20 protein-coding genes are annotated in these 25,347 nt (G+C 44.4%); 8 read left to right on the forward strand and 12 right to left on the reverse strand.

Annotated elements, in window-relative coordinates; genetic code table 11:
* Window positions 1–87: 87 nt before the first annotated feature.
* Window positions 88–2,613 carry a GcvT family protein gene (locus ABXT59_RS06045; protein ID WP_443638305.1) on the reverse strand — a complete coding sequence of 842 codons (2,526 nt, stop codon included), beginning with the start codon at window positions 2,611–2,613 and terminating at the stop codon, window positions 88–90.
* A gap of 579 nt (window positions 2,614–3,192) precedes the next feature.
* Between ABXT59_RS06045 and ABXT59_RS06050 the strand changes: the two genes are divergently transcribed.
* The 5 genes from ABXT59_RS06050 (at window position 3,193) to yidD (ending at window position 8,201) form a co-directional block, all read left to right on the forward strand.
* Window positions 3,193–3,540, forward strand: a complete 348-nt coding sequence (locus ABXT59_RS06050) for a tetratricopeptide repeat protein (RefSeq protein ID WP_443638306.1) — start codon at window positions 3,193–3,195, stop codon at window positions 3,538–3,540.
* Window positions 3,541–3,625: 85 nt separating this feature from the next.
* The gene (gene trpS / locus ABXT59_RS06055) at window positions 3,626–4,948 is read left to right on the forward strand and encodes a tryptophan--tRNA ligase (RefSeq protein ID WP_443638307.1); all 1,323 of its coding nucleotides are present in this window, start codon (window positions 3,626–3,628) and stop codon (window positions 4,946–4,948) included.
* A 127-nt stretch (window positions 4,949–5,075) separates the two neighbouring features.
* Window positions 5,076–5,780 (forward strand): response regulator, encoded by a 705-nt coding sequence (locus ABXT59_RS06060; RefSeq protein ID WP_443638308.1) that lies wholly within the window; start codon window positions 5,076–5,078, stop codon window positions 5,778–5,780.
* Window positions 5,780–7,912, forward strand: a complete 2,133-nt coding sequence (locus ABXT59_RS06065) for an ATP-binding protein (RefSeq protein WP_443638309.1) — start codon at window positions 5,780–5,782, stop codon at window positions 7,910–7,912. The genes ABXT59_RS06060 and ABXT59_RS06065 overlap by 1 nt, the downstream gene beginning before the upstream one ends.
* Window positions 7,913–7,916: 4 nt before the next feature.
* A complete protein-coding gene (gene yidD / locus ABXT59_RS06070; protein WP_443638310.1) occupies window positions 7,917–8,201 on the forward strand; it encodes a membrane protein insertion efficiency factor YidD in 285 nt (94 codons plus the stop codon).
* Between the two features lie 60 nt (window positions 8,202–8,261).
* Here yidD and rnt read toward each other — a convergent pair whose 3' ends face one another.
* Window positions 8,262–8,897 (reverse strand): ribonuclease T, encoded by a 636-nt coding sequence (rnt, locus tag ABXT59_RS06075; protein ID WP_443638564.1) that lies wholly within the window; start codon window positions 8,895–8,897, stop codon window positions 8,262–8,264.
* 7 nt (window positions 8,898–8,904) lie between these two features.
* Window positions 8,905–9,930, reverse strand: a complete 1,026-nt coding sequence (gene pyrC / locus ABXT59_RS06080) for a dihydroorotase (RefSeq protein ID WP_443638311.1) — start codon at window positions 9,928–9,930, stop codon at window positions 8,905–8,907.
* Between the two features lie 186 nt (window positions 9,931–10,116).
* On the opposite strand from pyrC, the gene ABXT59_RS06085 reads away from it, so the two are divergent.
* Window positions 10,117–11,337 carry an argininosuccinate synthase gene (locus tag ABXT59_RS06085; protein ID WP_443638312.1) on the forward strand — a complete coding sequence of 407 codons (1,221 nt, stop codon included), beginning with the start codon at window positions 10,117–10,119 and terminating at the stop codon, window positions 11,335–11,337.
* 160 nt (window positions 11,338–11,497) lie between these two features.
* On the forward strand, window positions 11,498–11,698 hold the full coding sequence (locus tag ABXT59_RS06090; protein ID WP_443638313.1) for a hypothetical protein: 201 nt from the start codon (window positions 11,498–11,500) through the stop codon (window positions 11,696–11,698).
* 167 nt (window positions 11,699–11,865) lie between these two features.
* Here the strand turns inward: ABXT59_RS06090 and ABXT59_RS06095 are convergent, their stop codons facing one another.
* Window positions 11,866–13,236 (reverse strand): DEAD/DEAH box helicase, encoded by a 1,371-nt coding sequence (locus tag ABXT59_RS06095; RefSeq protein WP_443638314.1) that lies wholly within the window; start codon window positions 13,234–13,236, stop codon window positions 11,866–11,868.
* Between the two features lie 171 nt (window positions 13,237–13,407).
* Here ABXT59_RS06095 and ABXT59_RS06100 point away from each other — a divergent pair, with 171 nt between their 5' ends.
* Window positions 13,408–16,365, forward strand: a complete 2,958-nt coding sequence (locus ABXT59_RS06100; protein ID WP_443638315.1) for an FAD-binding and (Fe-S)-binding domain-containing protein — start codon at window positions 13,408–13,410, stop codon at window positions 16,363–16,365.
* On the opposite strand, the gene ABXT59_RS06105 is transcribed toward ABXT59_RS06100, so the two are convergent.
* The 8 genes from ABXT59_RS06105 to rsxA all read right to left on the reverse strand — a co-directional run bounded on the left by ABXT59_RS06105 (window position 16,346) and on the right by rsxA (window position 25,332).
* A complete protein-coding gene (locus ABXT59_RS06105) occupies window positions 16,346–19,066 on the reverse strand; it encodes an intermembrane phospholipid transport protein YdbH family protein (RefSeq protein ID WP_443638316.1) in 2,721 nt (906 codons plus the stop codon). The two genes, ABXT59_RS06100 and ABXT59_RS06105, sit on opposite strands and share 20 nt — an antisense overlap.
* An 87-nt stretch (window positions 19,067–19,153) precedes the next feature.
* Window positions 19,154–19,789 carry an endonuclease III gene (gene nth / locus ABXT59_RS06110; protein WP_443638317.1) on the reverse strand — a complete coding sequence of 212 codons (636 nt, stop codon included), beginning with the start codon at window positions 19,787–19,789 and terminating at the stop codon, window positions 19,154–19,156.
* 20 nt (window positions 19,790–19,809) lie between these two features.
* Complete coding sequence (locus ABXT59_RS06115; RefSeq protein ID WP_443638318.1) at window positions 19,810–20,520, reverse strand: electron transport complex subunit E; 711 nt, start codon at window positions 20,518–20,520, stop codon at window positions 19,810–19,812.
* A gap of 1 nt (window position 20,521) precedes the next feature.
* The gene (gene rsxG, locus ABXT59_RS06120; RefSeq protein WP_443638319.1) at window positions 20,522–21,169 is read right to left on the reverse strand and encodes an electron transport complex subunit RsxG; all 648 of its coding nucleotides are present in this window, start codon (window positions 21,167–21,169) and stop codon (window positions 20,522–20,524) included.
* Entirely contained in the window at window positions 21,169–22,203 is a 1,035-nt protein-coding gene (locus ABXT59_RS06125; protein WP_443638320.1) for an RnfABCDGE type electron transport complex subunit D, read from the reverse strand. The genes rsxG and ABXT59_RS06125 overlap by 1 nt, the downstream gene beginning before the upstream one ends.
* Before the next feature lie 2 nt (window positions 22,204–22,205).
* Window positions 22,206–24,167: an electron transport complex subunit RsxC gene (rsxC, locus tag ABXT59_RS06130; RefSeq protein ID WP_443638321.1), complete on the reverse strand. Its 1,962-nt coding sequence runs from the start codon at window positions 24,165–24,167 to the stop codon at window positions 22,206–22,208.
* On the reverse strand, window positions 24,160–24,750 hold the full coding sequence (gene rsxB, locus ABXT59_RS06135; RefSeq protein ID WP_443638322.1) for an electron transport complex subunit RsxB: 591 nt from the start codon (window positions 24,748–24,750) through the stop codon (window positions 24,160–24,162). The genes rsxC and rsxB overlap by 8 nt, the downstream gene beginning before the upstream one ends.
* Window positions 24,751–25,332, reverse strand: a complete 582-nt coding sequence (rsxA, locus tag ABXT59_RS06140) for an electron transport complex subunit RsxA (protein ID WP_443638323.1) — start codon at window positions 25,330–25,332, stop codon at window positions 24,751–24,753.
* Window positions 25,333–25,347 lie beyond the last annotated feature (15 nt).

A 25,347-nucleotide genomic window follows, 5' to 3' on the forward strand; every position in this document is an offset into this window, starting at 1 on the left:
GAAGTCAACGCTACTTCAGATAAAAACTAAAGGGCCGGCTTGTTAACTCACTTGACCCATGACAGTGACTATTATTGCGGCAACTGATTAAGCACGCAATTTAACGTTTGTTGGGTCGAAAGGAGACTCTTCAACCACGGTTGCCTTGTACATCTCTCCCAGAATTTCAATCTCGAGTTCGGTTCCAATAATAGCTAACTCTGGCTCAACCATGCCGAGGGCGAGAGACTTGCCAACACGCCAGCCATAGCCACCTGAAGTGGCTCGACCAACGACCTCCCCATTTTTGTAAATGGCTTCAGAACCACGCGCATCTGCATCAGTAACGCCATGAACTTCGATGGTGGCAAAGGCATTTTCAGCCCCCCGTTCCTGCCAAGCTTGTAAGGCTTTTTTGCCAATGAAATCGCCTTCTTTATCGAGTCGAACAAAACGATCTAAAGCAGATTCCATCGCTGAGTATTCAATAGACATCTCACGAGGGATTAGACGGTAAGATTTCTCTATACGCATACTATCCATGGCGCGAATACCAAAAGGCTTAATGTCAAATTCAGCACCTGCTTTCATCACTTCATCAAAGATATAGTTTTGCATCTCAATAGGATGATGAAGTTCCCATCCTAATTCACCTACAAAGTTAACTCGCAAGGCTTCAGCGGTGGCATAACCCACGTTGATCTTTTTACCTGTTAACCATTTGAAGCTGTCGTTAGCCAAGTCTGTGTCAGTTAACTTTTGCAATACTTCGCGTGAACGGGGGCCAGCTAATACAAGCACACCTGTATTGGTGGTAACACGTTGAACGTCAACACTACCATCGGTGGGTTTAAGTTTGAACAAGTAATCGTGATCATGGGTCTCAAATGCACCTGCGGAAACGAGGTAGTAACTCTGCGGGCCCGTTTTGTAAACGGTAAATTCAGCTCGTACTCCCCCATTGAGCGTTAACATGTGCACAAGGGAAATGCGGCCAATCGTTTTTGGCACTTTGTTAGCAAAAATATACTCTAGCCATGCCTCTGCACCCGGTCCTTTAACAATTGCTTTGGCAAAAGCAGACATGTCTAATAAGCCCACTTTTTCAGTCACATGTCGACACTCGTTACCAACAAACTCATGGTAATTAGAACGACGGAATGAATTTTTTTCGACAATGGGACCACCGTCAAGAGGTTCGGAAAAGTTTTGGTTCCATAACACTTGATCAACCTTATCGGTGGCTAGCTCCTCAGCACTCAATGCGTAGTCTTTGGAGGGTAAGAACCAGTTAGGGCGTTCCCACCCATAAACACTGCCAAACACCGCGCCTAGGGCTTTCATGCGGTCATAACATGGTGTGGTCTTTAGGGGGCGAGCAGCTTCACGCTCTTCGTCTGGGTAGTGTGTCGTGAATACGTTAGAGTAGGCTTCCTCATTCTTTTCCTTCAAGTAACCGCGGGTTGCGTAGGGCCCGAAACGACGTGGATCTACACCCATCATATCAACCGTGGGTTCTCCATCGATCATCCATTCTGCTAATTGCCAGCCAGCACCACCTGCAGCAGTTATACCAAACGAATGGCCTTCGTTAAGCCAAAAGTTTTTAAGACCTGGGGCAGGACCGACAATGGGATTGCCATCTGGAGTATAAGCAATGGCCCCGTTATAAACCTTTTTAACCCCCACTTCTGCAAATGCAGGTACACGATTCATGCAAAATTCGATATGAGGCATTAAACGATCTAATTCTTCGTTAAATAGCTCGTATTCACAGTCATCTGTGGGACCATCCACGTAAACGCAAGGTGCTCCTTTTTCGTATGGCCCTAATAATAGGCCTCCAGCTTCTTCGCGTAAATAGTAGCCGCCATCAGATTCACGCAAAACACCCATCTCAGGCAAACCTAATTTCTTTCTTTCTAAAATAGCAGGGTGGGGTTCAGTCACAATAAACTGATGCTCAACGGGAATAACAGGAATATCTAAACCGACCATTTCACCTGTTTTACGAGCAAAACTGCCAGTACATGACACAACATGTTCACAACTAATGTCCCCTTTATCCGTTTTCACAATCCAAGTGTGATCGACTTGTTGTTCAATCCCCATAACCTTAGTAAAGCGGTAGATCTCAGCACCCATATCACGGGCTCCCTTACAAAGGGCTTGAGTCAGATCTGCGGGCTGTATATAGCCATCATCTGGATGTTGAATTGCGCCGAGTAAACCCTCCGTGTTGCAAAGAGGCCAAACTTCTTTCACTTGCTCAGGAGTAAGAAACTTAGTTTTTACACCAACAGTTTTAGCGACCCCTGCATAGTATTTGTATTCATCCATGCGATATTCACAGTTGGCCAGGCGAATATTAGAGACCACTGAAAAACCCACGTTCATGCCTGTTTCTGTTTGCAACTCATGATAAAAGTTAACAGAGTACTGATGCAGCTTGCCGACAGAGTAACTCATGTTAAAAAGAGGTAGCAAACCTGCAGCGTGCCATGTTGACCCGGAGGTTAGTTCCTTACGCTCAACCATAACGACGTCAGTCCAACCTTTTTTGGCTAAATGATACAAAGTACCTGCGCCTACAACACCACCGCCTATGACGACGACTTTAGCAGAAGATTTCATGTGTGCTTGCTCCCGGAGAAAGGGTAGATGGCCCACAGTGCTCGATTGCCTATGGGTGAAAATAATGAGCAAATTTTACCCATGGGTCATGGTACTCACTTGTCAAAAAGCGACGCACACTAACGAAGCACGAGACGCCTTGGGAACATTGTCTTAAGGCCAAAAGATAAAGTAGCCAATTTTATCTACTTTGGACCAATAATTGTGCTTGGTAATGGTTCAATATAATGTCACTCTTGGTTGCTTTATTCTGCTCTAGTACAGGGCTTTTGTGGCGTTTGCAGCAGCTTGGTTATTGATACCCAGAATGCTTCGATAATCTCGCCAAATAAAACAATAATAAATGAGCATTATGGCTTTAAACTAACTCATATGGTGGTTTAAAAAAAACCACTGCTGGGTTTATGGATCAGCTTAAGAGACTGTTTATGTGACTTGTTTGACGCTCTTGGGATCCAAGTTAACTAATTTCAGATAGGGGCTTGAAAACTAAGAATTCTCTACTAAAGTTAGCATTAACTGTGTTTTGTCATTGCTTAATAATTAGTTTCTCTAAACCAATCTATCAATGGTTAACCCATGCAACCAGTCTACTCACAATTACTGTCCAGTTATAGCATCAACGATCAAGTGAATATGCACCAAGTGGGTGGGCACGAATTCAAAATAGCCTGCCAGTATGAATATCAACAAAGTTATGTTCGAGCTCAGTTCTGGTACCAAACGGCGGCAAAAAAAGGGCATAGCCAAGCGCAAAATAACCTTGCGGTCATGTATGCTTTAGGCCGAGTAGAGGATGCGGCACCTTTAGATGCCCTTGATTGGCTTTTAAAAGCTGCAGCGCAAGGCGATGTAAAAGCTGAAAGCAATTTGAATTGTTTGCAAATAAGCAACGAAGCTTTGGGCAAACAGAGCTTTGTTATCTAACTTTTCAGATCTCTTGTGCAGGGCTAACACAGGCGTATTGGGCTGTGTATAATACCTCCTTAATTCGCCACAATAGATCCAAGCAATGCAAGCCAAACAACGTGTGCTCACAGGCATTACCACGACCGGAACACCGCATCTAGGCAATTACTTAGGCGCACTTAAACCCGCAGTGGCAGCTAGCCAGCAAATTGACACCGACAGTTTTTATTTTTTAGCTGATTACCATGCACTCATTAAATGCCAAGATCCACAAACAGTTCATCGTTCTGGGCGTGAAATTGCTGCAATATGGTTAGCCTTAGGTCTCGACACTGATAAGGCTACGTTTTATCGACAATCAGATATTCCTGAAATCCCTCAGTTAGCATGGTTTTTAACCTGCATGACGGGTAAAGGGATGATGAATAGGGCTCATGCCTATAAGGCTTCTGTAGACGAGAATCAACGCCAATTAAACTCTGACTTAGATCAGGGTATCAGTATGGGTTTATATAGTTACCCCATACTAATGGCGGCTGACATTTTAATGTTCAATGCCCATCACATTCCTGTCGGTAAAGATCAAATTCAACATATTGAAATGTGTCGTGACATTGCCATGCGCTTTAATCACACCTATGGTGAGCACTTTGTGTTGCCAGAAGCGATGGTTGATGAAGGCGAACCCAAGGTTCTATCAGGCCTTGATGGGCGTAAAATGAGTAAAAGTTACGGCAATATTATTCCGTTATTTGCCCCAGCTGATGAACTCAAAAAGCTTATTTCTCAAATCACCACCAATAGCTTACAACCGGGGGAAGCCAAAGACCCAGACAGCTGCACTTTGTTTGAAATTTATAGCGCCTTTGCCAGCCCTGAAGAAACGCTTGTGGTAAGGCAAGCCTATGCAAATGGAATTGGTTGGGGGGACATGAAAGGTCAGTTATTTGAGTATTTAAACGACTACCTAACGCCTGCGCGCAAGCGCTATGAGGAAATCATGACAGACCCTGCCTATATAGAGGCGGAACTGCAAAAGGGCGCAGCTAAAGCTCGAGCTCACAGCGAACCGTTTATGCAGCGCTTACGTTCGGCTGTGGGTATTATGTCTTTAGTTGGTGGTGTGGAAACCAAGACCACTGGAGTTAAAGTAAAAAAAGAGCTAAATCAAGCAGAACAAGCTAAAGTGAATGCGGGTAAAGCCAAAGCGATCGCCATTGCGAAACAAAGGGTCGAACAAGAAGCTCAACAGGTTGCCTTAGAAGTTGAAGCTTTAGTTAAGACCATTAAGTCCAGCAGTGATCCTAAAGCTGCGAGTGAGCAGGTGCTAAGGGCCTTGCAAGAAAAAGTTGGTGGTGCCAAAAAGAAAGCTAAAAAGACCCTACAACAAACCCTTGAATTGCTTAAGCAACAGTTAACTCATTAATTGAGTTAACTGAGTTCATAGAGTTAACTGAGTTCATAGAGTTAACTGAGTTCATAGAGTTAACTGAGTTCATAGAGTTAACTGAGTTCATAGAGTTAACTGAGTTCATAGAGTTAAGGAGCCGCATTTGGCTAAGCACATTGTTATTGTAGAAGATGATAGGGATCAGCGAGATAACTATCAGTTTGCCCTAGAGCAGCGAGGCTATCGCGTGACCGCCTACGCTGGCAAAGATCAGGCTGAATTGGGCTTAAAACAAGAGCGACCTGATTTAGTCATTCTTGATATCATCATGGATGAAAACATTGATGCAGGGTTTCAGTTATGCGCCGCCTTACTTAAAATCCACCCCGAACTGCCAGTGCTATTTTTGACAGAGCGGGTGGGCGAAATTGATCGGATTTTAGGCCTTAGAATGGGAGCTTGGGACTACCAACCCAAACCAGTCTCGTTGGATTTTTTAGCGGAGAAAGTGGCCACTCTGGTCCGCTTAAGTGATATAAGAGTAGTCACAGCCGAAATAGATGATCAAAATATAAGGGTTATCGGGCACTTGCAGTTACTCGAAGAAAGTCGTCAGGCTAAATGGCGTGACCAAGCCATAGCCGGGCTTACATTAACTGAATTCCGTATGATTGAAGCCCTAACTCGCAGGCCTGGACATATTTTAACTTACGATACCTTAGCTCAAGCGACCCATCAACACTACGTTTCTAACAACACCATCAGCACCCATATTCGTAATATAAAACGCAAACTAAAAAATATTGATGCTGAATTCGATGCGGTCAAATCAGAATATGGTATGGGTTACCGCTGGTCGGAAAACTAATGCTTTTTGCAAATCGGCGACTAAGGTTTCGACTTAATACGCAAGTGCTAGTTTTTGCTTTGGTGCTAGTCAGTATTCCATGGTTATCTTATCGTTTTGTGGCAGAAAGTCGTGTGTTTATGATTGAGGGTCAAACGCAAGCTCAAGAACAATTGGCCCGCGGTATTGTAACCTTATTCCAAGGTCGCGATGATCTGCTCGCTGAGTTACCCTACTTAGACAGTCAGCAGGTGGTGTTTAGCCATCCCTTAACAGGCCAAGCTAAGGTCGATGGTTACACCAATGAATGGCTAGATTTTCAGCTATTTGCCAATCACTTTGGCAGTGGCGACGATAGTGAAGACGGCTACAGTTTGTTATTGGGTGAAAAAGACGACCGGATCTTTGGCCTTGTGCGCATCCAAGATGACAAAACAGTGTTAAGAACCAAAGGGGCACCTAATTTAGATGCGAGCGATCATTTACGGCTCACAATGCCTGATCGCAACGGCAATGAGAGAAGGCTAGTGATCGTCGCCACTCAAGCTGGTGTAATGGAGGTATGGTACGTCAAAGAAGATTGGGCCACACCACAATATCGAAGCCCATCATCCTCTTTTATTATCCAAGCGGTCATGCGTCCATTGGTTGATGGTTATTTGGTTGAGTTCGCCTTGCCAAAATATTTTTTAAATCAACGTCAGGAATTTGGTCTAGCAGTCGCTGATGTAGACGGAGAAGATGGCTCCATGCGCCATTTAAAAACCCTTGTGGGTGCAGACACCACGATTGAGAGCCATTTTAACTTATTGGCTATGCGCGCCCCCGAAGCTAATAAAATTTTGTCGAGCTTAAGCCGTTCCGACTCACAAGTTGTCATTTATGATAATAATTTACAGGTCCGAGCTAGCGTGGGCCAAGTCAGTCCTGCTAAATCTGAAAAGGTTAAACCAGAAGATTTCCTTGAAGGTATTCAGAGCTGGCTTAACCGAGGTTTAGATTGGTTTATTGCGATACCAGACTATTTAAACCCAGTTCAGGCTGCGAGTCAGGAGCGAGACTTACTTAACCGTGCTTTGGATAAAAAGTTTGCTAGTGGGCGCTGGCATAAAGGTCCAGCAGAACAGATATTTGCTGTTGCTGCGCCTATCGTAGATCAAGAAGGTGAGTTGCTTGGGGTCGTGCTGATTAAGCAATCGACAGCTCAGATACTGGGTTTACAGCGTCAAGCTATGGAAAATATTGCCCTACTAAGCCTATCGACGATGTTAGCGATTCTGTTAGTTTTATTGTTGTTTTCATGGCGCCAAGCCATGCGTATTAGACGCTTGGGAAGGGAAGCACAGCAAATTGTGGATCCAGATGGAAGGTTAAGAACGGATCAACTGTACAACGAAATACGAGCGGGTGACGAAATTGGTGATCTGGCTCGAAGTTTTTCTAGTGTGGTGGCCAGGTTGCATGAACATCAAGAGTTTATGAGTACTATGCCACGAACCCTGCGACATGAAGTTAATAACCCCCTTAATGCAACCATGACTTCGTTAGAAAATTTGCAAATGTTGGGCGTAGAAGAAGGACAGCAACGTTATATTGACAGCGCGCAAAGGGGGCTTGTTAAGATCAGTGGTATTGTTGAAAAGTTAGCCGATGCTGCTAATTTGGAAGCGGCCTTGCATGAGGATGAATTAGAACCATTGGACTTATTGCATTTGTTACAGACCTACGTGCATCATCAAAATCCAAGTATCCGAGGTGGGGCCGCGGATGTGGTGTTTGAGGCAGACCAGCAGTCGGTTCTTGTGGCTGGTGTTGATTACCGTATAGAACAGTTGCTTGATAAACTGCTGGATAACGCAAGAGATTTTCGAGCTAGTGGAAGTTTAGTCAAGGTGCGTTTGTATCAGCAAGATTATGATTGCTACTTGGAAGTAGAGAACACTGGGCCAAGTATTCCCCCAGACCTAATGGCTGGAATGTTTAACTCAATGGTCTCTGCTCGTGCTGCGGGAGCAGGCCATGCTCATTTTGGCTTAGGCTTATATATTGTTCGTTTGATTAGCCAATTTCATGGTGGCAGTGTGACTGCCCATAACTTAAGACAGCCTGAAGGTGTTATGTTTAGAGTTAAACTACCGATATTATTGGTTTAGACACATGCTTAAAAATAACCAAATGTCGTTCTCTGCTAGAGCTTTAGTCAGCTTAGTTAAAGGTTATCAATACTTAGTAAGCCCTTTACTAGGCAGTAATTGTCGCTATTTTCCGTCGTGTTCTAGCTACACTATTGAGGCCATTAAATTACATGGTGCAGCTAAGGGGCTTGTGATGGGAAGCTGGCGTATTTTGCGCTGTAATCCGTTTTCTAAAGGCGGTTATGAACCCGTCCCTGGAAGTTGTGAACATCGCCAAATGAGCACTGAAGAGCCACAATCCAAGTGAATCAATGATAATTTGCTATTAACATGGCTTTAATGAGCATGCTTCATGTCACCAGCGGATCTAATCTAATCCTGCAAAGGGAAACTCGTCATCTTCTGCTTGCCACCCACCCAGCTGTTTCCAACGGTTGACGATGGTGCAAAATAACTCCGCAGTTTTTTCGGCATCATAACGGGCACTGTGAGCATCTTGATTACTAAAGCGGATATCAGCTGCTGCACAAGCTTTAGCTAATACTGTTTGGCCATAGGCTAAACCAGCAAGTGTGGCTGTATCAAAACAAGAAAAAGGGTGGAAGGGATTGCGCTTTTGTTGACAACGAACTACCGCAGCATTGATAAAGTTTAGGTCGAAGGCCGCATTGTGACCGACTAAAATTGCACGTTTACATTCATTGGCTTTCAAGGCTTTACGAATCGGTTTAAACAATTGATCTAAAGCGTCACGTTCGCTAATTGCCTCACGTTCTGGATCTGCTGGATCTATGCCAGTAAATTCCAATGCAGCAGCCTCTAGGTTAGCACCTGCAAAAGGTTCAATGTGGCAGTCTATTGTTTCTTTCGCATACAGCAGGCCATCATCATCCATATCGATGATGACTGCTGCGGCTTCCAAAAGTGCATCTGTCTGGCAATTAAAACCTGCAGTCTCAACATCAACGATAATCGGCAAGTAGCCTCTAAATCGGTCTTTAATCACGTTGTTATGCCTCTATTTTCCAGTTCAAGATTTCGCCAGCACCCAAGGGGATAATAATATCATCTCCAAAAGTTAGGCTAGAAGGGACTTGCCAATCGCATCGAGTTAAGGTGATGGTTTCACTATTACGGGCTAACCCATAAAAATCTGGACCATTTAAACTCGCAAAAGCTTCTAGTTTATCCAGCGCATCAAAAGATTCAAAGGCCTGGGCGTAAAGTTCAATGGCTGCAGGAGACGAATAACAGCCAGCGCAGCCGCATGCGCTCTCTTTTGCGCCTTGGGCATGGGGTGCTGAATCTGTACCCAAAAAGAATTTATGACTACCAGCGGAAACTGCAGCTTGCAGAGCTTGCTGATGCGTATTACGTTTAAGTACGGGTAGGCAATATAAGTGGGGTTTAACTCCACCAACGAGTAAGTCGTTACGATTATACAATAGGTGTTGAGGTGTAATTGTGGCTCCGACCCAATCACTGGCATCAGCAACAAACAGGGCTGCTTCACTAGTCGTAATGTGCTCAAACACGCACTTTAGTTTTGGAAAGCGCTGCAATAAGGGGCCTAATTGCTGATCAATAAAACCTTTTTCGCGATCAAATATATCAATATGAGAATGAGTCACTTCACCATGTACCAGTAATGGCATGCCTAGTTCTTCAAGCTTTGCGATGGCTGCATAGGTATTTTCTATATTGGTGACGCCGGCTGCAGAGTTTGTTGTGGCTCCCGCAGGATAAAGCTTAACCGCCTTAACAATGCCTGAATCAAAAGCTCGTTGGATCTCGTGAGCGCTGGTTTGGTCTGTAAGGTATAGCGTCATTAAGGCGGTCAAAGAGCTATTTTGCGCGTCCAAACGCGCCTTGTAGTCAATAGCCATGTTGGTATTGACTACGGGTGGAGACAGGTTGGGCATAATCATAGCCCGTCCAAATTGGGCTGCAGTGTCAGCTACAGTTCGAGCCAGAACAGCGCCGTCCCTAAGGTGCAGGTGCCAATCGTCAGGGCGGATGATGGTCAATGATTGCATGGGAAATTCTCAAGCCCAGTGGCTAGTCAGTAGGGGCAAACTTTCGTGTCATTTTATCAGGACTAGGGTTAATAAAATACTCACAATGCGGTAATTTTTGTTAGCTGATGCTGATCTGATACAAGCATCCATGTATAATTTATGAATAAACTGGCTCATTATATTTGTTACAGGAATTTCACTGCTATGGCAGACATCAAAAAAGTAGTTTTGGCTTATTCTGGTGGTTTGGATACATCGGTTATCGTTAAATGGTTACAAGAAACTTACCACTGTGAGGTGGTTACGTTTACTGCCGATTTAGGGCAGGGTGAAGAGGTGGAACCGGCTCGAGCTAAAGCTGAGGCCCTAGGCGTTAAGGAAATTTATATTGAGGACTTAAGGGAAGAATTTGTTCGAGATTTTGTGTTCCCTATGTTCCGTGCCAATGCAGTATATGAAGGTGAATACCTTTTAGGTACGTCAATTGCACGCCCATTAATTGCCAAACGTTTGATTGAGATTGCTAACCAAACAGGGGCTGACGCGATCTCTCACGGTGCCACTGGCAAGGGCAATGATCAGGTTCGATTTGAATTAGGAGCCTATGCTCTAAAGCCAGGCGTGGAAGTGATAGCACCATGGCGCGAATGGGATTTAAGCTCTCGTGAGAGCCTGATGGACTATTGTGAAAAGCATAATATTCCAGTCGATTTTAAAAATAAGAAAAGCTCTCCTTATTCAATGGATGCAAATTTATTACACATCTCCTATGAAAGTGGCATGTTAGAAGATCCTTGGCACCCATCAGAAGAGGATATGTGGCGTTGGACTGTATCCCCAGAAGCTGCCCCAGATAAAGCGACTTACATTGAATTAGAATATCAACAAGGCGATATTGTTGCCATTAATGGTGAGACCATGAGTCCTGCCACTGTGTTAACGGAACTTAATAAGATCGCTGGAGCGAATGGCATAGGGCGACTGGATATTGTTGAAAATCGCTATGTTGGTATGAAAGCCCGCGGCTGTTATGAAACGCCAGGTGGTACAATTATGCTAAAAGCGCATCGAGCTATTGAATCCATCACTATGGATAGAGAGGCAGCGCACCTGAAAGACGAAATTATGCCACGCTATGCAAAGCTAGTTTATAACGGCTATTGGTGGTCCGAAGAACGCCAAATGTTGCAAGCGTTAATTAACCGTTCTCAAGAATATGTAAATGGCACGGTTAAACTTAAGCTCTACAAAGGCAACGTAGACGTGGTGGGCCGTAAATCAAATGACAGTCTGTTCGATGCTGCTATGGCAACCATGGAAGATGATGCAGGTGCTTACGATCAGCAGGATGCGGCTGGCTTTATTAAACTTAATGCATTACGTATGCGTATCGAAGCGAGTAAGGGACGAAACTTGCTTAAGTGACGTTAATTCGCCTTTCAAACAGTAAAAAGCCAAGTAATCGCTTGGCTTTTTACTGTTTGAGTCTGAAAAATCAAAAGATCCATTATTTCTCCATTATTGGTGCAATTTTTATCCATCTTCCCAGTCCTTAATAGGTACTGTTGATAAAAAGGAGTTGCCAATGCAATGTTTCATTCCGTTCTCTGAGGAAGTGTTAGAACAACACCCTGAGCTACTTGCTGGTGGCTTGGTGCCGTTTCGTGAAGAATTTTTAAACTACACCGTGGAATTTGAAGTGTTGTCTCCAAATCAAGCCAAGCAGTTGGCGGCAGCAAATAGTGAACTAAATGAAAAAGTGTTTCCTAAGGTTCATGCGATATAAAAGTTGAACTTTTGGTTTGATGGTTGGTCTTATATTTATAGCTAGTAAAATCCAGTACCCTATACAGGCTTTCGCTTCCCCTTCGGTCGCCATGTATAGGGTATTTTTTTGCTTTTTTTATGCAACTCTTGAGCACTGAAGTGTCACTGAAGTGGCCTTAACACTGTCTAACGAGCAGGCCGTTTGCGAGATCGATTAGATGTCTCCCAAGGGTTTTGCTTGGTGACTTTGGTGTCTCCAGCTCCAGTGGTTGAAGATCTGCGTTGATTCGATTTAGACAAAGGTGATTGGACTTGGGGTTTTCTCTTGTTAGGAGCTTGTAAACTTAATTGTTCAGATTTGAGTTTAGGTTTTTTGGGTTTCTTGTTTTTTAATGAGCGCAGATCTCGTGATGGTGGTAATGCATGAACCGGTATGAAACCCTCAATATAGTCGCGTTCAATGTGCTTTTGAATGAGGTGTTCAATCGATTCTAGAAATTCAATTTCGTCAGCACAAACTAAAGAGATCGCAGCACCTGTTTGGTTAGCTCGGCCAGTTCTGCCAATCCGATGCACGTAATCTTCGGCAATGTTGGGCAGGTCATAGTTGACGACCTGAGGCAGTTGATCAATGTCCAAGCCCCGAGCTGCAATGTCTGTTGCAACCAGCACTTTAACTTCACCCGCTTTAAACTGTGCTAGAGCTCTAGTGCGGGCTCCTTGGCTCTTATTGCCATGAATAGCGTCAGCACTTATGCCGCCTCCTACAAGCCATTTAGCAAGCTTATTACAGCCGTGTTTGGTGCGGCAAAACACTAACACTTGGGTCCACTTATTACTGACGATAAGTTCTTGCAGGAGGGCAGGTTTTTGTTTTTTATCAACTGGACATAACCATTGCTTTACAGTGGGGGCCGTTGTGTTGGCAGGACTAACATTGATCTCCACTGGCTGATTCATTAGGCCCTTGGCCAGGTCTCTGATTTGTTCTGCAAAAGTCGCTGAAAACATCAGGTTCTGGCGATCTTTTGGAAGGACCGATAAAATACGCTTCAAATCATTAATAAAACCCATGTCTAACATTCGATCAGCTTCGTCGAGTATTAAAACTTCAAGTTGGTTGAATTTGACCGCTTTTTGTTGATATAAATCTAATAATCGCCCAGGCGTAGCCACTAAAACATCTGCACCACGACGCAAACGCATCATCTGTGGATTAATTTTAACGCCACCAAAGACCACTGCAGAAGTTAATGGTAGATCAACTCCATAGGTGGCGACACTTTCTGCTACTTGTGCAGCAAGTTCTCGGGTAGGGGTTAACACCAGGGCTCGAACTTGGTTGGCTTGGGCCCGATGCCCCTTTGCTAGTCGCTGCAATAATGGCAAGGTAAAAGCCGCAGTTTTACCGGTACCAGTTTGCGCAGCAGCCATCACATCATCGCCGGCTAATATGGCTGGGATGGCTTTCTCTTGAATGGGGCTTGGAACGGTATAACCTTTGGTCTCTATCGCAGTTAATAGGCGTGGCTCAAGACCAAGTTCGGCAAATGACATGAATTATCTCAGTATTAGGAGGATTAGGGCGCAGGAGCATACAGGAAATGGCTTTAAAGCGCTATTTAAAGCGTGTTTTTTGGGCTTGTTAGATGATTGAATAATGGGCAAGTTAGGCGCTTTGAGTTACAATTGGTGCACCTGAAGTAAACCACTGTAGCCCCCTTAAAAATGCCAAGTAAACAGTTTTTGATTGAGCCCGCAGAACAATTTGTCAACTTCCTTAATGCCCTTGAACAAAGTGGGTTCGTAGGCGAAATATCCCCCCAACAAGCGGACCGACTCATTGCTTCTACTGACAACAGTATTTATCAGTTATTACCTCAAGGGGTGTTATATCCAAAACATGAAGATGACTTAAAGGCCATTTTTACGCTTGCAGGCCACGCAAAATTTAAGCACATCTACTTCGCCCCCCGTGGGGGTGGTACAGGCACCAATGGTCAATCCTTAACCGATGGTTTAGTGATAGATTGTTCCAGACACTTGAATAACATCCTTGAAATTGACGTTGATGCGGGCTGGGTAAAAGTGCAGGCTGGCGTGATTCGTGACCAACTCAATGATTACTTGCGGCCCTTTGGGATGTTTTTTGCCCCTACTTTATCCACCAGCAACAGAGCAACACTAGGCGGTATGGCCAATACGGATGCATGTGGCCAAGGTTCTCGCATATATGGCCGCACCAGCAACCATGTTTTAGCCCTTAATCTGGTATTGGCCAATGGTCATCAAGTCACTAGTGAGCAACTCTCCAGTCAAGCTTTACGATCTAAAATTGAAACAGGGGGTGAGGTCGCCAAACTATATCAGCAGGTGAGTGATTTAGTGATCCAAAAGCAGTCTGTTATTAATGCCCGATTCCCTAAGCTTAATCGCTTTATGACAGGCTATAATTTAGCCCATATTCATAACGAAAATAGTTTTGATTTAAGCAAACTTATTTGTGGTTCTGAAGGCACGCTGGCGTTAGTCTCAGAATTAACTCTCAAACTCACACCCATTCCTCGAGCAAAAGAATTATTAGTCCTTCGTTATCAGTCATTTGATGCTGCTTTGCGTGATGCTAATCTGCTAGTTCAACAGAATCCTGATGCCATAGAAACAATTGATGACACCATACTTAATCTGGCCAAAGGGGATGTGATCTGGCCGCTTGTGGCTAACACCCTAGATCAATTCAATGCTGCGCCATTAGCTGCCATCAATTTAGTTGAATTTGGTGCTATGGATGCTCTCGAATTGGCGGCCAAGTTAGATGCGATATGCGTCGAGTTAAGCACTAGAAATGCGAGCTATGAGCGTCTTTCTGCACCCCAAGACATAGCAAACTTTTGGGAATTACGTAAAAAAGGGGTTGGCCTGTTAGGTAATTTGCCTGGTTTAAAACGTCCCATTGCCTTTGTTGAAGACACGGCTGTGCCACCTGAACACTTAGCCGACTATATTGTAGAGTTTCGACAATTACTTGATCAAATGGGAGTCAGATATGGCATGTATGGACATGTGGATGCGGGTTGCCTGCACGTCAGACCAGCGCTCAATATGCGTGACCCAGAGGACGCCTTAAAACTGCGAGTAATTTCTGATTCAGTACAGGCTTTAGTACAAAAATATCAAGGGGTGATGTGGGGTGAACATGGCAAGGGTTTCAGAAGCGAGTATACAGAAGAGACCATAGGCGCAGAACTTTATCTTGACATGCGTCGCATAAAAACATGGTTTGACCCTCATAATCAACTTAATCCTGGGAAGATATGCACGCCTTTAGGGTCGGAGAAAAAATTAGTACAGGTTGATGACCCTCGCACTCGGGGCAGTCAAGATCGTCAAATCGATGAGTCAATTATTGAGCATTGGCAGCCTGTTGTATCATGCAATGGTAACGGTGCGTGTTTTAACTATCAGCCAGAAGCGGCCATGTGTCCCTCCTATAAAGCCACTAAAGATCGTGTTCAATCGCCCAAGGGCAGAGCGAGTTTATTAAGGGAATGGTTAAAGCAAGAGGCTCAAGGTGGTGCTGATGCAGAGCTAGAGCGCCAAGTTTATCAATCGATGCAAACCTGCTTGGCATGTAAAGCCTGCACCACTGCTTGCCCCATCAAAGTTGATATACCGACTTATCGTAGTCGCTTTTTGCAACATTACTTCAAACGAAACCGTCGACCCTTGGGAGACTATGCTGTCGGATTGGTAGAACAATTTGGACTTTATGCAAGTAAAGTGGCTTGGTTAAGTAATCTATGCACGCAATTACTACCTGTTCAGTGGTTGATAAGAAAGGTTTTTGGCTTGGTTAATATGCCCCAAGTCTATGCCTATAATATTAATCAACTGGCGCGCATAGAGGGTGTTAAGGTTTGGCATAAAGATGCGTTTAAGGATCTGAGCGAACTCGAAAAAAAGCCTTATTTAGTCATAGTGCAGGACGTGTTCAGCAGTTGTTATGATCTACCGCAAATGCAAGACATCCTGTCTTGTTTAGTCAACATGGGTTTTAAACCTCTAGTTATGCCGATCATGCCTTCTGGTAAGCCTCTCTATGTCAAAGGCTTCTTGCAAGCCTTTGATCGACAAGCAGCGAAAGTCGTTAAGCAGTTACAAATAGTCAGGCAACAAGGTTTTGAGCTCGTTGCAGTTGATCCGAGTGTGGGCTTAACTTATCGCGATGAATATTGTCAGCGCCTAGGCGCTGAGAAAGTACCAACGGTATTGTTGCTGCAAGAGTGGTTGAGTCGCCATCTGGATGAGGTTAAGCTACCTCAAGGTGAAAACCGAGAAAAACGTGAGATTGCTTTACTGGGTCATTGTTCAGAAAACGCTTTAGTTACCATGAGCTTGGACGTTTGGCGCACTATCTTTGCTAAATTCTCAATCGATCTGCTGACACCCGCTGCCGGATGCTGTGGCATGGCGGGTACTTTTGGTCATGAGCAAAAGCATCGCGCGATGTCGGATGAACTCTATCAAATGAGCTGGCACCAGCCAGTGCAAGAAGCCATCAATAATGCGGGCACTATTCTAGCCACTGGTTATTCATGCCGAAGTATTATTCGCCAGCAAACGGGGGCTCAACCACAGCATCCGCTGACTTACCTTAACCACTTATTTAATGAAACTGAGGGTTAAGAGTAAGGCTAAAGTCCACTTTTTTACCCTCTTCAAAATTATCATTGGTGCCCACGAAACGGGTCAATAGTTGCAGTTTGTCATTTTTATTGTGGGTCAGTTGAGCTGAAATATGCTGGAATTGAAATTCGCTAAGAATTTCTTGCAGATAGATGGCCCTATCAGATAAATCGACATCATCATTGGTTTTATATTGGATGGTGCCTGCTTTACTGCTTGATAGGCTTGCACTAGATACGCGCCACGTTTGATTGCCACTCGAGGTTAGATCTAACGCCATGTTTACATCACCAGAGACTTCTCCATTTGCATCTAAGTTGGGAGTTTTGGCCAAATTGATAAGGTCTTTAAGATTAATGCCTTGTAAACTGATGGGCAAGGTATTTAAAAGCGCAGGCTGAATGGACAAGTTCTGTCCTAAAACACTTCCTCCCAGCCACTCAGCTTCAATTTTATCTATTTGATAGGTAACGGCTGTCCAGCCATTAGTGCTCAAGCTTAGTTGCGGGTTGAGTAATTTTTGACCCACGGCAGGACCCCAATTCATCTGCTCTGCTTTAATCTGATGAGTGCCAGTAAACTGGCTAGTCTTTGGTCCGCCACCAACGCCTTCCTCTGCGTTCTGCCCGCTCTGGACTCGGTTAAGCTTGTAATCAAACTGACTTTGGCCAGTTAAACCTTTGATCTTTAAGTTTTCACTATGGGCGTCTACAAAGGAGTAATTGAATTTCTGATTAGCTGATAAGTTGTCCCTACTCCAGTGCCAGTCTGCTTCATAATCTGCCGTGCCACGGGTAATATTAGCCAACAATGGAGCGGGTAGTTGGAGGCTGTTTTCAAGTTGATTAAGTTGGGTCATTAATGGGGGCAAAGCAACGTCTTTTGCTTGCACTAATAATTGATGATCAGCCGTATTGGCGCGCCAAGTGTATTTTCCATTTAATGCACTGATATATGGGGACAGTTCAGAGTTAAAGTTGATGTTCAGTTGCCCATCAAGCCAGTTAAAGCCTCCCGTTGACATGACTTGGAAACTGGGCCAGTCAGTTAGATTGACAGACGTGGGACGCAGTTCAAATGATCCTTTAACGGGTTGATTGGACAATAGCGTTGAGCCTTCTGCAAGATTGACTTCCAGACCTTGGCTCGGAATTAACTCAGGCCTTAAATGGACAAAAGCGTTAGACCAAGTCCAATAATCCTGCTCTGGAAGATAAGCCAATTTAATAGTTTGGTCATTAGTCAGATTGAGCTTGTCACTCGCAAACAGCTGAACTGTGCCTGCTTTACGTCTACTCACAACTTGGGTTGCTGATATTTTACTATCAGACTTGACTTTAAACTGCCATTGTTTGGGGTCAAAATCAAAGTCTACGGCGCCTAGAAACTGCAGTTTGCGCAAATCTATAGGTAGTTGTGTCATCCAAGGGTTGGCGTCTGCATGCGCAAGATAATAGCCACTTAAATTGGCCAGCCCTTGCCAATGATTGAGGGCGTGCACCTGAAGTTGTGTTAGCTGGCCAAATACTTGGTACACAGAATGTGTATTTTCTAGCGTGGCATTAATGTCCCCTTTTAAAATCAAACTTGTTTTTGCACCTAAAAAATTGGCAGTTTGTACCCTTTCAATAACCACCGGACTATCTGCACTGAAGGTCAGTTGTGCTTGTTCGAGCAGCAGAGATTGATACAAACTGGGGTCTATAGTGGTGTTGTCCCAAGCAGGGGATATGCGCACAATGCTGCCTTCATTAAGACGCCATTCTGGCTTAGTATTTGGGCTAAATATTTGTGTTAGACTCGCATCAATACTGAGTTCTTTGACATTGGGGTGTTTAGCCGCTAATTGTATTTGGCTTTGCAGCTCTCCTTGGGCTTTGTTGAGCCAAGCATCAACATCCGCATAATTTTGTTTATCAATTTCAGCTGGGAGACTGATTTTCCAGTGACTGCTTAGTTTACCTTGAGTAATGGTTGTTTGAGCCAACTCAATGGGTAACAGTTCAGGTAAAAACTTTTGGCCATAGGCTAAGTTAACAGCACCTTGGCCTTGCCAAACGTATCCTTCACCTTGGGGTTTGACGGTAGAGGTAATTTTTGCCACCGGTGAACTGTTTTGGGTTGCAAATAATTTAGCATCAACCTGATCGTCTAAACCTAAGGTTGCGTCAAGATATATTTGTTGCTGGGTGGGCGTTGCTATCTTACTTAATATACTTAGCCCTTCACTTTGATTGGTGAGTTGTCCAGACAGATCAAATTTTTGCCCTTGGATACCGACATCTAGCTCGAACTTATGCACTTTAAACTGGGGCCATTCAAGCAACCATTGGCTAGGTATTAACGCAAGTATGGGCATTAGTGGTAGGCCTGTGGGATTTGTTTCAATAGAGGCAGAGGCCTCACCAACACTAAAATATGGCCACTGTCGATTATTGATTGATTGCCATGTATAGGCCAATGACACATCTTTAAGAGTTGCAGTAAAATTGCCTTCCATACCAATTTGACGCCAACTTACTTGCTTGATATGCCAGCTCTCATGACTTGGGTAACCCACATTGAGTTCTATTTCTTGCCAGTTATAAGGTTTAAGTAGCATGACAGCAATGCTGGGTACCCATAGGGGGATGGCCGCATAGCAGATCAGTAGGAGGGCGATTATAGGGAGTAGTAGATATCGGAACAAAAGCCTAAACATAGGGTAGAATCTTTCATTAAATGTGCGTAATTTTGATGATTAGTATGTGCCAGTTTTTGGAAAATGCCAAGCAATCTAGCACATAACTTAATCTGAAGTTTTGTGTTTAAATTCACAAAGATTTTCAATCGTGCAGGCACCACATCTTGGTTTTCTCGCAACACAAACATAACGTCCATGAAGTATCATCCAATGGTGTGCATCTAAAAGGTATTCGTTGGGCACAAATTTCAATAGTTTTTTTTCTACTTCTATCACGTCTTTACCAGGTGCCACTCGCGTGCGGTTAGACCAGCGAAAAATATGGGTATCTACAGCCATAGCAATTTGTCTAAAGGCGGTATTTAGCACCACGTTAGCTGTTTTTCTACCCACGCCAGGTAAGGCTTCGAGAGCTTCTCTAGTCTCCGGGACTATGCCGTTATGGAGGTCTACCAACATCGTTGCAGCTTGTATCACATGCTTGGCTTTACTGTTGTATAGGCCAATGGTTTTAATGTGCTGTTTTAAACCCTCTAAACCCAGGTTGAGCATGGCTTGTGGCGTATTAGCCACCTTAAACAACTCATTTGTAGCCTTGTTTACACTCACATCTGTGGCTTGGGCAGAAAGCGCTACAGCCACCAAAAGCTCATAATGATTACTAAAGTTTAACTCTGTTTCTGGTACTGGATTATCAGCCTTTAAACGGGCAAAGATTTGTTCACGTTTGCTTTTATTCATTGCAGTATCCAGTTTTGATGTTAAGCAATGATGCCAGTTACCCTAACCCGCTTGCCACCCACTTCTGCTAGAGGGTTAGCCTTAAGTTTTTGTGTTTTTTGGTATTGATCAAAACAGTTTTTGGCAGCAATGATTAACCCCATACCCACAAATGCCCCAGGGGGCAACACTGCAAACAAAAAGCCACGATAGTCGGATATAATCACTAGTGTCCAGTCTTTTGCGATGGGACCTAGTAATAAGTGCATGTCTGCAAACAGAGTTCCCTGGCCTAAAAATTCACGCATCGCCCCAAGTATAAATAATACAACAGCAAACCCAAGGCCCATGCTTAAACCATCTAACACGGCTAACAGCGGTGGGTTTTTGCGAGCATAAGCGTCTGCTCTGCCTAGAATGGCACAGTTAGTCACAATGAGTGGAATAAAAATTCCTAATATTTGATACAGCTCATAGGTCAAGGCTTGCATAGTAAGTTCTGCAATAGTTACTAAGGCCGCTATAATCATCACAAACACAGGCAGACGAATGTCATCCGCCACCTGATTTCGAATTAACGAGACCAGCAAGTTTGATCCGACTAACACTAATAATGTGGCAAAACCTAAGCCTAGGGCATTCACAACACTGCCCGTTACGGCTAGGAGTGGGCAAAGCCCGAGCAATTGAACTAAAGCAGGGTTGTTATTCCAAAGTCCATCCATGACTATTTGTTTTTGCTCTGTAGCCATTTTAATTCTCCTGCGTTTTGGCATAAAGGGCCGCATGATGACGCTCATGGTAGAGTAGGCCTTGATACACTGCTTTGACAACAGCTCTAGGGGTGATCGTGGCACCAGTAAAGCCATCAAACACTCCTCCATCTTTAGTTACCGACCAATCCTTTGATGGGGTATTGGCAAGGGAACGCCCTATAAAGCTGTCTATCCACGGTGACTTTTTACGCTCTACCTTATCACCTAAACCTGGTGTTTCTTTGTGTTCAATCGTGCGCACGCCTCGAATAAAACCCTCTTGATCTATGCCAATAAGTAATGCAATGTCACCACTATAACCATCTTTTGTAATCACAGGTAAGACGATAGCTTGGGTACTTCCAAACTTAACTGCCGCATAACCAAGGGCTGGGGGTGTAATATTAAGTGGTGCAAAATCCTGCAGTTCTATAGGCGCTGATAATAAGCTTTGATCATAGAAATCTGGTGGCATTACGGCTGATAATGCACGCGCTTTAGCCGCGGCTTTATTGGCAGCAATTGCATCACTGCCAGTGACAAAAGTGAGGCTAATAGCGGCCGCAGTCACGACAGCAAATACACCCAAACTAAAGGCACCATTGCGCACTGACTTGAATAAGTTGTTAGGGCCTTTCGCACTCATTACAGGTCTCCTTGAGACGACGACTTCGAAGGCTTATGTCCATATGCTTTGGGACGAGTATAAGTGTCGATTAAAGGCGCCGATAAATTCATTAGCAGTATGGCAAAAGCAAAGGCGTCAGGATAACTTCCAAAAGTGCGAATGATGAACACCAAAATGCCAACCCCAATGCCAAACACCACTTTACCTTTGCGACTGGTAGCGCCAGAGACAGGGTCTGTAACTATAAAAAACGCAGAGAACATGGTTGCGCCAGTTAATAGGTGTTGTGATGCGCTTGGATAAAGGTCAGGTTCACCCATGTGAAATAGGCCAGCACAAAAGCCCAAACTGGCTAACATAGCGATCGGTGCATGCCAAGTAAAAGCGTTAATAGCCAAAAGTCCAATGCCCCCTGCTAGGTAGGCAAGGTTGACCCACATGCTAACTGATAAACTTAAACCCAACTGAGGGTTATCAAGAGCTACTTCGTTTAAGGTTAGACCATTGGTATGACGCATTAAGTCTAAAGCTGTTGCTCCGGTCCAGGCATCAATACCACCGTCAATCGATTCCATCCAAAACCATTGCCACTGTTGCCCAAAGCTTAAGGTCTGTTCGATAGCTGGCCATTGAGTCATGGACACAGGGAATGCAATTAAGCAGATTGCATAACCTACCATAGCTGGGTTAAATGGATTATTGCCTAAACCTCCATAAAGATGTTTAGCAAACACGATTGAGAATAATACTGCGATTAAAGTAAGCCACCACGGGCTAAAAGGAGGTAATGCGAGGGCAATCAAAAAGGCTGTCACCAAAGCACTTCCATCGGTTAAGAAAATCATGATGGGGCGTCTACGTAAACCCAGTACTAGCGCCTCAAGACCAAGGGCAAGGCCACTGGCCCAGACCAAGTTGATAAGGGTGCCATAACCATAAAAATAACTCTGTACGGCCAAACCTGGAAGTGTCGCTAGCAACACCCAAGCCATTAAGCGTGATGTTTTACTTAAGCTGTGGTGATGTGGAGACGATAAGTTCATTAAGGCCATGGTTATAATTCCTCAGCCGGTATAGCTTTTGCACGGGGGTTATTTTGGTGCTCTGCCAAGGCATGAGTGGCAGCTTCCTGTATACTTTTAGCCGCTATAATATCTTCTTTAACCTGCTTTGGGTCAGCAGCGGTAGCCAAGCATTGCTCTTGTTTGCGCAATACCCCATTGGCTTTTGCCAAAGCGGCTTGAAGTATTTTTTCTTGCTCTGGATCTAAGCCAAGTTTGGTTTCATAAGCGCTTAATTCAGCTTCCGCAGCGGCTGCTTTAGCCGTCAGAGCAGTTAGGGTTTGTTGCAAGTCTGAGGCTTGTTCATGGTTTTTTGCTAGCGCATCTGCGAGCGCTTTACTGGTCTTCTTCAGTTGAGTGCGGCTAATAGCTGCGGCTGTTTTAAGAGCCTTATACCCGTCTTCAGGAAGTATGGGTGAGTTAGTCGTGTGTTGCGCCTGCTTTTGTTTGTTCACCCGAGCTAATGCAGCGGCAATAGGGTCTTCTGCATCAGGGTTAGCTGCTCGCTTAGCTTTTTGAGCGGCAGCAGCGGCCAATGCTCTAGTTTTACGTTTTTCTTCTTTAGCAGATTTTTCATCCGACAAACGTTTTTCACGAGTTTCAAAGCGCTCGCGAGCTACTTCTGCTAGCTGGGCTTCTGTGTTGAGAGTTTTGATTCGCCCTTTAGCAAAACGATAATACTGCACTAAGGGAATCTGACTTGGGCAAACCCATGCACAAGCACCACACTCTATGCAATCTGATAAATTGTGGTCCTGAGCTTTTTCAAACTCCTCAGACTTTGCAAACCAAAACAATTGTTGTGGAAGTAACTCCGCTGGACACGCAACCTCACATTGACCACAGCGGATACACGCATAGTGGTCAGCGACAGGGGCCAGTTCTAGGTCGGCTGCTGCTAAGATGCAGTTACTGCTTTTGACCAAGGGCGTATTAGTATCTTGTATGGTAAAGCCCATCATCGGACCACCCAAAACTAAGCGTGATGTTTGAGAAAGGTCAACCTTGGCAAAAGCTAAAAGATCAGCCACCTCTGTGCCTATAAGCACTTCATAATTACCCGCATTAGCAACCGCTTTCCCGGTTACGGTAGTGATGCGTTTTATCAGTGGCTGGCCTAGCATAACAGCATCAAAAATAGCTTTGATAGTGCCCACATTCTGGCAAACAATGCCAATGTTTGCAGGGATGCCACCCTGAGGTACTTGATTCCCAGTGAGAATTTCAATCAGTTGTTTTTCACCACCTGAAGGATACTTTGTAGGAATGACACACACTTCAATATTACTATTTTGACTTGCAGCTGTTGCAAGTGCTGCAATTGCCTCAGGTTTGTTTTCTTCGATGCCAATTAAACATTTAGGTTGGTCAAGCAGTTGCTGCACCAGTTGGATGCCCATAATAATTTCATCAGCATATTCACGCATCAAGCGATCATCTGCTGTAATATAAGGCTCACATTCAGCCGCATTAATGATAAGGGTGTTGATGGTATGTTTAGGTTGTAATTTAATTGAGCCAGGAAAACCTGCACCTCCCAGACCAACAATGCCAGCCGCTTGAATAATATTTAATAAGTCCGACTTCGATAGTGATTCTGGATTGGCCACAGGGCTTAACTTAATCCATTCGTCCTTGCCATCAGTGTCAATAATAATACAGGGGCCTGATAGCGCCGATTGATGAGGTAAAATTCGTTCTGCTAATGCCTTAATGTAGCCGGAACTTGGGGCATGTATGTTTGCACTTAAAACGCCTTGAGCACTGGCAATTAACTGCCCCTTAAAAACATAGTCTCCAGTATCAACGATCGCTTTAGCGGCTTTACCTATGTGTTGACTCAAAGGCAGGGCTAACTGCTTGGGGGTCGGCATGACGTTAATGGCTAAACCATTAGATTGTGTTTTATTTTCGTCAGGGTGGACGCCACCATGAAAGTCCCATATTTTACGCATTGTCATTTGTCCCATGGCTAAGAGGTAAACTACTGGTTGCAATAACATGCCCTGGATGCTGCCAATGCCAACTGCTTGGTGTGACTTGTACAGGGAGCATATCAATACAATCAACGGGACAAGGTTCTACACACAAGTCACAACCGGTACATTCATCAACGATGACGGTGTGCATTTGTTTGGCAGCACCAAGAATAGCGTCAACAGGGCAGGCCTGAATGCACTTCGTACAGCCAATGCATTCATCTTCACGGATGTACGCTATGGTGCGAATGGCTTCACTGCCGTGTTCTGCATCTAATGGAATCACTTCTAAATCTAATAAATCGGCAAGGGCCTTTATTGTTGCTTCCCCACCTGGTGGGCAACGGTTAATGGCTTCACCGTTGGCAATCGCTTCAGCATAGGGCTTGCAACCAGGATGACCACATTGTCCACATTGTGTCTGAGGTAGAAGGTTATCTATTTGATCAACGATCGGGTCCCCGTCTACCTTGAAGCGGATCGCAGCAAAACCCAAAACGGCACCAAAAACGAGGGCCAGTAACGCCAATATCAAAACGGCAACGTAAAGTATCTCCATTTAAATAGCCACTAACCCGGTGAAACCCATAAAGGCTAGAGACATGATGCCCGCACTGATCATGGCGATCGCCGCCCCTTTAAATGGTGCAGGTACGTCAGCCGCAGTAATGCGTTCTCTCATGGCGGCAAATAAAATCAGTACTAAAGAAAAACCAATAGCGGCACCAAAGCCATACAGGATGGACTCAATAAAACCGTTGGCTTTTTTAATGTTGAGCAAGGCCACGCCTAATACGGCACAGTTGGTCGTGATTAAGGGAAGAAAAATCCCCAGCACTTTGTGCAATAGAGGGCTAGTTTTATGCACTACCATTTCTGTAAACTGAACCACAAAAGCGATCACTAAAATGAAGCTAATGGTTTGCAGAAACTCCAAGCCAAAGGGTTCGAGTAGGTATGTGTAGGTAAGATAACTGCACAATGAAGCTAGCGTAAGCACAAAGGTGGTTGCTAAAGACATACCCATGGCCGTCTCTAAGCGCGAAGATACACCCATGAAAGGGCATAATCCAAGAAACTGAACGAGCACAAAGTTGTTCACTAACACGGTGCTGACTAGGATGAGTAAATAGTCTACCATTTTATCCTTAAATCC

The organism is Candidatus Njordibacter sp. Uisw_058, assembly GCF_047730065.1.
In the GTDB taxonomy this organism is placed as follows: Bacteria; Pseudomonadota; Gammaproteobacteria; order Pseudomonadales; family Balneatricaceae; genus Njordibacter.